The organism is Stenotrophomonas sp. NY11291 (assembly GCF_023277365.1).
GTDB lineage: Bacteria > Pseudomonadota > Gammaproteobacteria > Xanthomonadales > Xanthomonadaceae > Stenotrophomonas > Stenotrophomonas geniculata.
Genome location: NZ_CP096975.1, coordinates 4,092,288 through 4,104,458, shown reverse-complemented (window position 1 = coordinate 4,104,458; position 12,171 = coordinate 4,092,288). Strand labels below are relative to the sequence as shown.

Annotated in this window: 11 protein-coding genes; 1 reads left to right on the top strand and 10 read right to left on the bottom strand. The window is 67.8% G+C overall.

The window, feature by feature from the left end:
- Positions 1 to 8 precede the first annotated feature (8 nt).
- Complete coding sequence (locus tag M1L61_RS19155; RefSeq protein ID WP_043400179.1) at positions 9 to 914, bottom strand: LysR family transcriptional regulator; 906 nt, start codon at positions 912 to 914, stop codon at positions 9 to 11.
- Between the two features lie 118 nt (positions 915 to 1,032).
- Between M1L61_RS19155 and M1L61_RS19150 the strand changes: the two genes are divergently transcribed.
- A complete protein-coding gene (locus M1L61_RS19150) occupies positions 1,033 to 1,806 on the top strand; it encodes an SDR family oxidoreductase (protein ID WP_248853946.1) in 774 nt (257 codons plus the stop codon).
- 107 nt (positions 1,807 to 1,913) lie between these two features.
- Here the strand turns inward: M1L61_RS19150 and leuB are convergent, their stop codons facing one another.
- The 9 genes from leuB to ilvC all read right to left on the bottom strand — a co-directional run bounded on the left by leuB (position 1,914) and on the right by ilvC (position 11,565).
- The gene (gene leuB / locus M1L61_RS19145) at positions 1,914 to 2,975 is read right to left on the bottom strand and encodes a 3-isopropylmalate dehydrogenase (protein WP_248853945.1); all 1,062 of its coding nucleotides are present in this window, start codon (positions 2,973 to 2,975) and stop codon (positions 1,914 to 1,916) included.
- The gene (gene leuD / locus M1L61_RS19140; RefSeq protein ID WP_049413324.1) at positions 2,965 to 3,543 is read right to left on the bottom strand and encodes a 3-isopropylmalate dehydratase small subunit; all 579 of its coding nucleotides are present in this window, start codon (positions 3,541 to 3,543) and stop codon (positions 2,965 to 2,967) included. The genes leuB and leuD overlap by 11 nt, the downstream gene beginning before the upstream one ends.
- Positions 3,543 to 4,961, bottom strand: coding sequence for a 3-isopropylmalate dehydratase large subunit (gene leuC / locus M1L61_RS19135; RefSeq protein WP_248853944.1), 1,419 nt, complete (start codon positions 4,959 to 4,961; stop codon positions 3,543 to 3,545). The genes leuD and leuC overlap by 1 nt, the downstream gene beginning before the upstream one ends.
- 60 nt (positions 4,962 to 5,021) lie before the next feature.
- On the bottom strand, positions 5,022 to 5,801 hold the full coding sequence (locus M1L61_RS19130) for a class I SAM-dependent methyltransferase (protein ID WP_248853943.1): 780 nt from the start codon (positions 5,799 to 5,801) through the stop codon (positions 5,022 to 5,024).
- Between the two features lie 10 nt (positions 5,802 to 5,811).
- Positions 5,812 to 7,398 (bottom strand): 2-isopropylmalate synthase, encoded by a 1,587-nt coding sequence (locus tag M1L61_RS19125; RefSeq protein ID WP_248853942.1) that lies wholly within the window; start codon positions 7,396 to 7,398, stop codon positions 5,812 to 5,814.
- The gene (locus M1L61_RS19120; RefSeq protein WP_010480771.1) at positions 7,395 to 8,486 is read right to left on the bottom strand and encodes a threonine dehydratase; all 1,092 of its coding nucleotides are present in this window, start codon (positions 8,484 to 8,486) and stop codon (positions 7,395 to 7,397) included. The genes M1L61_RS19125 and M1L61_RS19120 overlap by 4 nt, the downstream gene beginning before the upstream one ends.
- Before the next feature lie 96 nt (positions 8,487 to 8,582).
- Entirely contained in the window at positions 8,583 to 8,834 is a 252-nt protein-coding gene (locus M1L61_RS19115) for an ACT domain-containing protein (protein ID WP_005410947.1), read from the bottom strand.
- A complete protein-coding gene (gene ilvG / locus M1L61_RS19110) occupies positions 8,818 to 10,554 on the bottom strand; it encodes an acetolactate synthase 2 catalytic subunit (RefSeq protein ID WP_043400196.1) in 1,737 nt (578 codons plus the stop codon). The genes M1L61_RS19115 and ilvG overlap by 17 nt, the downstream gene beginning before the upstream one ends.
- A gap of 36 nt (positions 10,555 to 10,590) precedes the next feature.
- The gene (gene ilvC / locus M1L61_RS19105; protein WP_010480761.1) at positions 10,591 to 11,565 is read right to left on the bottom strand and encodes a ketol-acid reductoisomerase; all 975 of its coding nucleotides are present in this window, start codon (positions 11,563 to 11,565) and stop codon (positions 10,591 to 10,593) included.
- Positions 11,566 to 12,171 lie beyond the last annotated feature (606 nt).

Here is a 12,171-nt window from a genome sequence, read left to right as displayed (position 1 = left end):
GCGTGGAGCTACTGCAGCTGCAGGCCGCTCCGCAGCACCGGCAGCAGCCATTCGATGAACACCTGCACGCGCAGCGCACGGTGGTGCCGATGCGGTTGCAACAGAGTCACCGGCAACGGCTGCGCCACATACTGCGGCATCACTTCCACCAGTTCGCCGGATTGCAGTTCCGCCTGCACGTCGTAGCGCGGAATCTGCAGCAACCCCAGTCCGGCTACGCAGCACGCGATCGACGCCTCGGCGCTGTTCACGCGCACCCAGCCGGGCATCGGCAGCGTGCGCAGCTGGCCGCCGTCCTGCCACTCCCACGGTTCCACCCGTGCCGTGGTCGGCGACGCATAGTTCACCGCGCGGTGCTGCTGCAGGTCGGCAGGATGCTGCGGTACACCATGCTCGCGCAGGTAGGCCGGCGCGGCAACGTTGACGAAGTCGAGTTGTCCCAGTGTGCGCGCCACCAGGCTGGAGTCACCCAGCTGACCGACCCGCAGCACCGCATCGCAACCGTCTTCGATCAGGTTCACCGCGCGGTCGGTCATGCCCAGGTCGACTTCCACCTGCGGATACTGCGCGAAGAACCCGGGCAGCGCCGGAGCGATGATGCGACGGCCGATGCGACTGGGCACGTCGATCTTCAGCAAACCGACCGGTTGCGCGTCGTCCTGCCGGAACAGCGATTCAGCGTCTTCGACTTCGGCGATCAGGCGCAGGCAGCGGGCATGGAACACGTCGCCATCATGGGTGGTGGACACCCGGCGGGTCGAGCGCTGCAGCAGGCGGGTGCCGAGCCGCTGCTCCAGCTCCGCAATGGCTGCCGAGACGGTGGAGCGGGGTAGGCCGAGCTGGTCGGCGGCGCGGGTGAAGCTGGCGCACTCCACCACCCGGGTGAAGATGCGGAAGCGATCGATCCGGTCCATTGTTCGCTGGCTTTGGAAAGTTAAGTCAATGTGGCGGGCTTTATCCGCATTTTCTGCACGATATCGTCGTCAGGGCAGGGTTGCCACCCCGGGCAGCCTCCTCCCCGAGACCGAAGCCATGACCGACCATTCCCTCAAGGGCAAGACCGTGCTGATCGCTGGTGGCGCCAAGAACCTGGGTGGCCTGATCGCCCGCGACTTCGCTGCACAGGGCGCCAAAGCCATCGTCATCCACTACAACAGCGCCGCCACCCAGGCCGATGCAGAGGCGACCGTCGCCGCCGTGCAGGCCGCCGGCAGCAAGGCGGTGGCCCTGCAGGGCGACCTGACCTCGGCGGCAGCGATGGAGCGCTTGTTCGCCGATGCCGTGGCCGCAATCGGCCGTCCCGACATCGCCATCAATACGGTCGGCAAGGTATTGAAGAAACCGCTGCTGGACATCAGCGAAGCGGAGTACGACGAGATGAGCGCGGTCAACGCCAAGGCGGCGTTCTTCTTCCTCAAGGAAGCCGGCCGCCACGTCAACGACGGTGGTCGCATCTGCACTCTGGTCACCTCATTGCTGGGTGCCTACACGCCGTTCTATTCCAGCTACGCCGGTACCAAGGCGCCAGTCGAGCACTTCACCCGCGCGGCGTCGAAGGAGTTCGGTGAGCGCGGCATTTCGGTGACCGCGATCGGCCCTGGTCCGATGGACACGCCGTTCTTCTACCCGGCCGAGAGCACCGATGCGCAGGCGTATCACAAGACCGCGGCGGCGCTGTCGGCGTTCACCCGCACCGGCCTGACCGATATCACCGATATCGTGCCGTGGATCCGCTTCCTGGTCAGCGATGGCTGGTGGATGACCGGGCAGACCATCCTGGTCAATGGTGGGTACACCACCAAATAATGCAGCCACGCATGGCGTGGCTGCCCGCTACCTGTAGCGTCGAGCCATGCTCGACGGCTGTTGAATGAGCCGGGCATGGCTCGGCTCTACAGGCGTTGCCCGATGGGTCAGCGCAGCTTGGCCAGCACCGCGTCGGTGGCGGCGGCGGTACTCACGGCCTGGCCCTTGGCGGCCAGGTCGGCAGTGAACACCCCATCGTCCAGCACCGCATGCACGGCCGCTTCCACCGCGGCGGCTTCGGCTTCCAGGCCCAGCGAATGGCGCAGCAGCATCGCCGCGCTGAAGATCGTTGCGTACGGATTGGCGATGCCCTTGCCGGCGATGTCCGGGGCCGAACCGTGGATGGGCTCGTAGATGCCGACCGCGCCCGGCTCACCCAGCGAGGCCGACGGCAGCAGGCCCAGCGAGCCGGCCAGCATCGAGGCTTCATCGGTGAGGATGTCGCCGAACATGTTCTCGGTCACGATCACGTCGTACTCGCGCGGCTTGGCCAGCAGGTGCATGGCCATCGAATCGACCAGCTGGTGCTCCAGGGCAACGTCCGGGAACTCCTCGCGGCCGATGCGCGCGGCCACGTCACGCCACAGGCGCGAGGTTTCCAGCACGTTGGCCTTGTCCACCGAGGTGACCTTGCCGCGACGCTGCTGCGCCAGGCGGAAGGCACTGCGCAGCACGCGTTCGATCTCGGCCACGGTGTAGCGGCACAGGTCGCTGGCGCTGTCGGCGTCGCGGGTCTTGTCGCCGAAGTAGATGCCACCGGTCAGTTCGCGCACCACCACGAAGTCCACGCCCTGCAGCAGCTCGGCCTTGATCGGCGAGGCATGCAGCGCGGCTTCGTGGGTGCGCACCGGGCGCAGGTTGGCGTACAGGCCCAGCGCCTTGCGGATCGCCAGCAGGCCCTGTTCGGGGCGCACCTTGGCGTTCGGGTCGGACCACTTCGGGCCGCCAACCGCGCCCAGCAGCACGGCGTTGGCGGCCTGGCAGGCAGTCAACGTGGAGGCGGGCAGCGGTTCGCCATGACGGTCGATGGCGATGCCGCCGATGTCGTGCTCGCTGAAGGTGAAGGTGTGGTTGAAGCGTCCGGCGACGGCCTTCAGGACGGCCACTGCCGCGGCGGCCACTTCCGGGCCGATGCCATCACCGGGCAGGACAACAATCTCAGCGTGCATGCTCACTCTCGTAACGTTCGATTTCAGGGACACGGCCCAACAGATACCCCAACTGGTCGACGCCTTCCAGCAGGCAGGTCTGCGAGAAGCCATCCAGCGGGAAGGAATAGACGCGGCCATCGGGCGTGTGCAGTTCGCGCGCAGCCACGTCGATGGTCAGCTCATCGTCCGGGCGCTGCATCAGCGCCTGCACGTCGGCCTCGTCCAGCACGATCGGCAGCAGGCCGTTCTTCAGCGAGTTGCCGCGGAAGATATCTGCGATCTCGCTGCTGACGATGGCACGCAGGCCCAGGTCGGTCAGTGCCCACGGCGCATGCTCGCGCGAGGAACCGCAGCCGAAGTTGCGGCCCGCCAGCAGGATGCTGCGGCCGGCGTTGTGCGGCTGGTTGAAGGCGAAGTCAGCCACCGGCGAACCGTCGGCCTGCCAGCGCCAGTCATTGAAGGCGTTGCGGCCCAGGCCGGCACGTTCGGTGGTGGACAGGAACCGCGCCGGGATGATCTGGTCGGTGTCGATGTTGGTCTGGCGCAGCACCACACTGGCCGAGGTCAGGGTACGGAAACCGGCCATCACGCCACCTCCTGTGCGAACAGTTCGCGGGTATCGGCGACGTGCCCGTTCACCGCGGCCCACGCCGCGCTCATCGGCGAGGCCAACAGCGTGCGCGAACCGGGGCCCTGGCGGCCTTCGAAGTTGCGGTTGCTGGTGCTCACGGCCAGCTGGCCGGGCGCGACCAGATCACCGTTCATGGCGATGCACATCGAGCAGCCTGGCTCGCGCCATTCGGCACCGGCCGCGCGCACGATCTCGTGGATGCCTTCGGCCTCGGCCTCGCGCTTGACGATTTCCGAGCCCGGGACCACCAGCATGCGCACCCGGTCGGCGACGCGACGACCGCGCAGCACCTGCGCCACTTCGCGCATGTCGCTCAGGCGGCCATTGGTGCACGAACCGACGAACACCACGTCCACCGGCGTACCGGCCAGCGCCTTGCCGGCCTGGAAGTGCATGTAGTCCAGACCCTTCTGTGCGGCGGCATCGTTGGCCGCCGGAATCGGTGCATCCACTGCGATCGCGGTACCCGGATGGGTGCCCCAGGTGAGGGTCGGGCGGATGTCGGCGGCGTCGATGCGTACTTCGCTGTCGAAACGCGCGCCCTCATCGCTGCGCAGCTGCTGCCAGCGTGCGACGGCGGCGTCGAAATCGGCGCCCTTGGGCCCGCACGGCGTAGCGGCGACGAAGTCGAAGGTGACCTGATCCGGCGCCACCATGCCGGCACGCGCACCGGCTTCGATCGACATGTTGCACAGGGTCATGCGCTGTTCCATGTCCATCGCTTCGATGGTGCTGCCACGGAACTCGATGACGTGGCCGGTGCCACCGTTGACGCCGATCACGCCGATGATGTGCAGCACCACGTCCTTGGCGCCGACGCCCGGCGCCAGCGGGCCATCGACGGTGATCGCAAAGGTCTTGGCCTTGCGCTGCAGCAGGCACTGCGTGGCCAGCACGTGGCCGACTTCGCTGGTGCCGATGCCGAACGCCAGCGAGCCGAAGGCACCGTGGGTAGAGGTATGGCTGTCGCCGCAGACGATGGTCATGCCCGGCTGGGTAAAGCCCTGCTCGGGCGCGATCACGTGGACGATGCCGCGGTTGTCCGAGGTCATGTCGAACAGCTCGATGCCATGCTCGGCGCAGTTGCGCGCCAGCGTGGCGACCTGTGCCTCGGAGGCGGCGCTGGCATAGGGCAGCGTGCCGTCGGCGGCGGCCGGCAGGGTCGGCGTGGAGTGGTCCATCGTCGCCTTGGTGCGGTCTGGGCGGCGCGGCGACAGGCCGCGCCCGCGCAGCTCGGTGAATGCCTGCGGCGAGGTGACCTCGTGGATCAGGTGCAGGTCGATGTACAGCACGGCGGGCGCGCTGTCGGATTCGGGAACCACCACGTGGGCGTCCCACAGTTTGTCGTACAGGGTGCGGGGTGCGGAAGTCATGCGTATGCCTGGCAGAAGTACGAAATAGCGAACATCAGTAAAGAAAGCGGAACGGTCAAGTCAGCGACGGCGTGCGAGCACGCGCAGCCGCACGTAGTCCGCCAGCGGCTGGCCGGCGGCATTGCGCGGCAGCTCGGCCAGCAGCGCGGTGGCGGCCTCGCGCACAGTAGCGCGTGCCTCGGCTGGCAGGTCCTCCAGCAGCGGCGCGGCGAAGACGCGCAGCCAGCCGGCCACGCCGGTCGGCAATGCCGTTGGGCGCGGCGTGCACTCGATCAGTTGCACCTGGAAGCCATGCTGGCGCAGGCGGTCGGCGTAGGCATCGGCCGTCGGGAAGTACCACTGGAAGGCGCTGGCGCCATGGCCGTGCGCCACGCGTGCGGCCTGCACGGCCGCGATGATCGTGGCCACGTTGCCGTGGCCGCCGAACTCGGCGACGAAGCGGCCACCGGGGCGCAGGGCGCGGCGCACGCCTTCCAGCACGCGGTCCGGGGTGCCCATCCAATGCAATGCCGCGTTGCTGAACACGGCATCGAACTCGCTGTCGAACGACAGTGCGTGGCCGTCCATCACCTGGGCATCGACACCGCGCGCGCGGGCGGCGATCACCAGTTCCGGCGAGGCATCCACGCCGTGGATGCGTGCGCCGCTCAGCGCCAGTTCGGTGCTGAGCACGCCATCGCCACAGCCCAGGTCGAGGATGCGCTCACCGGCGCGCGGATCGAGCAGGCGCGAGACCGCGCCGCCGAGCAGCGGCACGAAGCCGGCGTCGATCGCATAGTCCTGGGCGTTCCACTGCTGGCCAGCGGCGCTGGCCGGGGTGAAGGTGTCGAAGGCGCTCATGGCGGGTTCCTCAGGCGGTGGCGGGGGTGGGAACGTCGGTGCTGCTGTGGGCGGCGGCCTGGCGCTGGCGCAGCAAACGGTTGGCAACATCCAGCCAGGCCAGCGCGGAGGCTTCGATGATGTCCTTGCTGGTGCCGGTGCCGTCGTACTCCACGCCTTCGTGGCGCACGCTCAGGTTGGCTTCGCCGCGCGCATCGGCGCCGATGCCGACGCTGTGTACGTGGTAGCTGTCCAGCATCAGCTGCACGCCGGTGGCGGCCGACAGTGCGCCGAACAGCGCATCGACCGGGCCGTCGCCCTGTGCGGTTTCGGCGACACGGTTGCCATCCGGGTCGGACAGTTCAACCAGCGCGTTGGCACGGCTGCCGACATCGCTGATGGTCATCGAGGCCAGGCGGTAGCCCTGCGCGTTGGAGCCGCCCTGCATCAACGTCTGCAGGTCGGCATCGGTGACCACGCGCTGCTGTTCGCACAGGCCCTTGAACTGCTCGAACACCAGTTTCAGTTCGTCTTCGTCCAGCCAGAAGCCCAGCGCACGCAGGCGCGCTTCAACAGCGGCGCGGCCACTGTGGCGGCCCAGCACCATCTGCGAGTCCTCCCAACCCACGTCTTCCGGGCGCATGATTTCGTAGGTACCGCGATGGCGCAGCATGCCGTGCTGGTGGATGCCCGATTCGTGGGCGAACGCGTTGGCGCCGACGATGGCCTTGTTGCGCTGTACCGGCATGCCGACCAGGCGCTGCAGCAACTGCGAGGTGCCGACGATGCGCGGGGTGTTGATCGAACTGTCCTGCTCGTAGAAGGCCTGGCGTACCTTCAGCACCATGGCGATCTCTTCCAGCGAACAGTTGCCGGCGCGCTCGCCGATGCCGTTGACGGTGCACTCGACCTGGCGCGCGCCGCCTTCGATGGCGGCCAGCGAGTTGGCCACGGCCAGGCCCAGATCATTGTGGCAGTGCGCGCTGAAGATCACATTGGCGGCGTTCGGTACATCGGCGACGCCGGCGATGACCTGCTGGAACATCGCGCGGATTTCTTCCGGCGTAGTGAAGCCGACGGTGTCGGGCAGGTTGATGGTGGTGGCGCCGGCGGCGATCGCTACGCGCGAGACCTCGATCAGGTAGTCCAGCTCGGTACGGGTGGCATCCTCGGCCGAGAATTCGACATCGTCGATGTAGGAACGCGCCAGCGCTACGTGCTTGCGTACCGACTCCAGGACCTGCTCGCGGGTCATCCGCAGCTTGTGCTCGCGGTGGAGCGGGCTGGTCGACAGGAACACGTGCAGGCGCGGGTTGGCCGCGGCTTCCAGTGCACGTGCCGAGGTCTCGATATCGGCCTGCAGGCAGCGCGACAGCACCGCCAGGCTCAGGCTCGGTCGGCGCAGTTCGCGGCCGATCAGCGCCATTGCCTCGCGGTCGGACTGCGAGCTGGCCGGGAAGCCGGTCTCGATGATGTCCACGCCCAGTTCGTCCAGCGCACGCGCCATCACCAGCTTCTGCGGCGGGCTCATGCTGCAGCCGGGGGACTGCTCGCCGTCACGCAGGGTGGTGTCGAAGATGCGGATGCGCGGGGTGGTAATTCGTTCGATGGTGGTCACAGGGAAATCTCCTCGACAGCGGGTGCGACGGCTTGCAGGGGGGAAGGGGAAGATGTGGGGGAAGCGGTGGCGCTGGCCTTGCCGGGCGAGCGCGGTGTTTCGCTGCGCCGTCGCCGCGGTTTGCGTGGCGGGCGCGGACGGATGTCGGTGAGCAGGCCGGCCAGGACACCGGCATCGATGTTCCCGCCGGACACCACCGCGCACTTGCGGCGGCCGGCAACGCGGCGGCCGGCGGCCAGCGCCAGCGCGCCGGCGCCCTCGGCGATGATGTGTTCTTCCAGCGCCAGCCGCACCAGGGTTTCGCGCAGCTCGGCTTCGCGCACGATCACCACGTCGTCCAGCAGCGATGTGCACAGGCGGCGGGTCAGGAAGCCGGGGATCTTCACCCGCACGCCATCGGCCAGCGAGGCGACGGGGGCGATCTCACGGACATCGCCACGGATCGCGCGCGCCATCGAGTCAACGCCTTCCACCTGTGCACCAACCACGCGCACGCCCTGTGATTTCAGCGCCAGGGCCACGCCGGAGGCCAGTCCACCGCCGCCGATCGGCACGATCACCACGTCAGGGGCATGCGCGGCCAGTTCGATGCCGACCGTGCCCTGGCCGGCGATCACGTCGGCATCGTCGAACGCGGACAGGAAGCGGTAGCCGTGGCGCCGCGCCAGTTCGACCGCGAAGGCGTAGGCCTCGTCGTAGCTGTTGCCGTGCTGGCGCACGGTGGCGCCCCAATGGGCGACGCCGGCGATCTTGGTCGCCGGCGCGCCATGCGGCATCACCGTGATGGCCGGTACGTCCAGACGGTAGGCGGCCCAGGCCACGCCTTGGGCGTGGTTGCCGGCCGAGGCGCAGATCACCGGACGGGTGTCGCCGCGTTCGCGGCCGGCCAGCAAAGCGTTCAAGGCGCCGCGCACCTTGTAGGAACCGGTGCGCTGCAGGTTCTCCAGCTTCAGCCAGGTGCCGAAGCGCTCGGCATGGTGCAGCGGGGTGGGCGGCAGGAAGCGGCGCAGGCGGGCCTGCGCTGCCAGAACGTCGGCAACGCTTACGTCGCCGACATCGCTTTCCTGGCTGGCATCAGCGGCCGGCATGGGCCACCAGCGCGGTGCCGAAGACCGCCGCGTGCGGGCACGGGCGACGAAGAAGACGCCTCCGTACCGGCACCGTGGTCGCTACGGTACGGGTGTTCATGGCGATACTCCTTCCACGGCGGTGACCTGTACGGACACGCAGTCGTAGATCTTCTCGATCTGCCGGCACAGCGTTTCCGCCGGGCGCTGGCCATCCACCACCAGCTGCAGGTGCCAGCGGCCATCGTCGGCGGCCACCGGCGCACCGCTGATCGCACGCGGCGCGAAGCCGCGACGCTCGGCCATGCCGATCACGCGCAGCAGCGCGCCTTCGGCCGGGTGCAGCACCAGGTCAAGCCGGTATTGCATTGGGGGTCTCCTGGCGGGCATGGGCGGGGTTGCTTTCCAGCATCGTGCTGTTGGCGGTGTTCGGCGGCACCAGCGGCCACACGTTGGCGCGTGCATCGATGGCCACGTGCAGCAGTGCCGGGCCCGGTTCGGCCAGCAGCGCGGCCAGGCCGCCTTCCACGTCGTCGCGGTTGTCGACGCGGGTGGCGGCGATGCCGAACACCTGCGCCAATGCCACGAAGTCCGGGTTGTCGGACAGGTCGATCTCGCTGTAACGCTCGGCGAAGAACAGCTCCTGCCACTGCCGCACCATGCCCAGCGAACTGTTGTCCAGCAGCACGATCTTCACCGGCAGGCGGCAGCGGGCGATGGTCGCCAGCTCCTGCACGTTCATCATGAAGCTGCCATCGCCGGACACCAGCACCACGGTGCGGTCGGGGCAGGCGAACTGCGCGCCCATCGCCGCCGGCAGGCCGAAGCCCATGGTGCCCAGCGCGCCGCTGGTCAGGTGGTTGCGCGGGTGGTTGAAGCGGCAGTGCTGGGCCACCCACATCTGGTGCTGGCCGACATCGCAGGCGATCACCGCATCGGCCGGGGCCAGCTCGCTCAGGCGCTTCAGCAACGCCGGCGCGTAGATGTGCTGGCCGGGTGCATCGTAGCGGGCCGCGAAGCGATCGCGGTGCTGCGCGCAACGCTTGCGCCATGCATCCTGGTGGGCCCTGGGGGAGGGGAAGGCCGCACGCAGGGCACGGATGGCATGGCCGACATTGCCAGGCACGGCGACGTCGGCGCTGCGCAGCTTGGAGATCTCGTAAGCGTCCGCATCGATGTGGACGACGCGGGCGAATGGCGCGAACTCGGCCAGCTTTCCGGTGGCGCGGTCATCGAAGCGCGCCCCCAGCACCAGCAGCAGGTCGCTTTCCTGCACGGCCATGTTGGCCGCGCGGGTGCCATGCATGCCCAGCATGCCCAGCGACTGCGGATGGCTGGCCGGCAGCGCACCCAAGCCACGCAGGGTCATCACCGTGGGGATGGCGCTGGCCTCGACGAAGTCACGCAGGTCCTGCACCGCGTCACCCAGCGCGATGCCGCCACCGGCGTAGACCACCGGCTTCTCGGCCGCCGCCAGTGCGGCGATCGCCTCGGCGATGGCGGCCTCGGCCGGCGCCGGCGGCGGTTCAACGCTGCTCGGCACATGCACCGGCAGGTGGCTGGCATCGGCCAGCTGCACATCCTTGGGCAGGTCGATCAGCACCGGGCCGGGACGGCCCTCGCGGGCGATGCGGAAGGCGTCGGCCACCACGCGCGGCAGATCATCGACGCTGCGCACCAGCCAGCTGTGCTTGACGATCGGCATCGTCAGCCCGAACACATCCAGTTCCTGGAAGGCATCGGTGCCCAGCAGCGGCGTGCCGACCTGGCCGGTGATGCAGACCATCGGCACCGAATCCAGCATCGCGTCGGCAATGCCGGTGACCAGATTCGAGGCGCCGGGGCCGGAGGTGGCCACGCAGACGCCGACCTGGCCGCTGGCGCGGGCGAAGCCATTGGCCGCCAGCGCTGCACCCTGCTCGTGGCGCACCAGGATGTGCTTCAGCGACGAATCCACCAGCGCGTCGTAGAACGGCATGATGGTGCCGCCGGGATAGCCGAACAGCGTGCGGACGCCCTCGGCCTCCAGCGCCTGGGTCAGCCAGCGCGCGCCGTTGGGCGGCGCGCTGCGGTGTGTGGGAGAGTTCATGGGGGACCTTGCAGAGCGGGTGGGGGTGCCGCGTTGTTACGCGGCTTGACCTTGCAACCAGACCATCTTGGCGCGCAGTTCCTTGCCTACCTTCTCGATCGGGTGTTCCAGGTCGGCCTGCTTGAACTTGTTGTAGTTCGGCAGGCCCGCTTCGTACTCGGCCACCCAGTTCTTGGTGAAGGTACCGTCCTGGATGTCCTTCAGCACTTCCTTCATGCGTGCCTTGGTGCCGGCATCGATCACGCGCGGGCCGCTGACGTAGTCGCCGTACTGCGCGGTTTCGGAGATGAATTCCAGCATGCGCGAGATGCCACCTTCGTAGAACAGGTCCACGATCAGCTTCAGTTCGTGCAGTACTTCGTAATAGGCGATCTCCGGCTGGTAGCCGGCTTCCACCAAGGTCTCGAAACCGGCCTGCACCAGCGCCGAGGCACCGCCGCACAGCACGGCCTGCTCACCGAACAGATCGGTCTCGGTTTCTTCCTTGAAGGTGGTCTGGATCAGGTTGGCGCGGGCGCCGCCGAGGCCGGCTGCATAGGCCAGGGCGTACTCAGCCGCCTTGCCGCTCTTGTCCTGGTAGACCGCCCAGATGCACGGCACGCCGCGGCCGATTTCATACTCGCGGCGGACCAGCGCGCCCGGGCCCTTCGGTGCGACCAGTACAACGTCGAGATCGTCACGCGGCTTGATCATGTCGAAATGAACGTTCAGGCCGTGCGCGAACAACAGCACCGCACCCTGCTTCATGTTCGGCGCCAGCACGTCGTCGTACAGCTTCTTCTGCACCATGTCCGGGGTCAGCACGGCAACCAGGTCGGCATCCTTCACTGCATCGGCCGGGGCCTTGACGGTGAAGCCATCGGCCTGTGCCTTGACCTCGGTCGGGCCGCCCGGACGCAGGCCTACCACCACGTCGAAGCCGGATTCGCGCAGGTTCAGTGCGTGGGCGCGGCCCTGGCTGCCGTAGCCGATGACGGCGATCTTGGTCTGGGGCAGGTCGTTGGTGCTCATGGGGGAGGTTCCTTGCGGTGGGAAGAAAAAAGAACGGCCGGTCGTCGAAGGTGACGTGCCGGCCGGTCAGGGGAAAGCGGTGGAGGAGGCGCCATGCGTCGCACAGGCACAGCCGCTACGAGGCGTCGTGGCGGTGCTGGTCCAGGTTTTGAAGTTGGCGTTGTTCATGGTGGTTGCGTCTGAAACCAGGTCCTGAAATGAAAAAACCCGCACCGGGGCGGGTGCGGGTTTTGATGAGTTCCGGGGTGTTTGTTGCTTACACGCTGGCTCGTCCCGCACCTGTTGGCTGGGTAATAAGTACGAGCACAAGAATCGAACGCAGCGAGGCGGCGCCGGTGTCGGCGGCTTCAATGTGGGTTCGCGGTGGCGTGTTGTGATGCAACATGTGATCGAGAGAAACACAGCCATTTCGGCGCTGTCAACCCTCGCGACGGATTTTCTATCGGTTTCCGGCGCATCCCGCGCAATCGCTTGCGGCACAAGGATGGTTGCCGCTGAAAGTGTTTCGATGAACCCGAATTCACTCCTTTCAGAGCGGTTTCTGCGCGGAATCCGGGCTGTTTTCGCCTTGGTGGGTGCGGGCCTGGGTCCGCACCCACCGAAAGA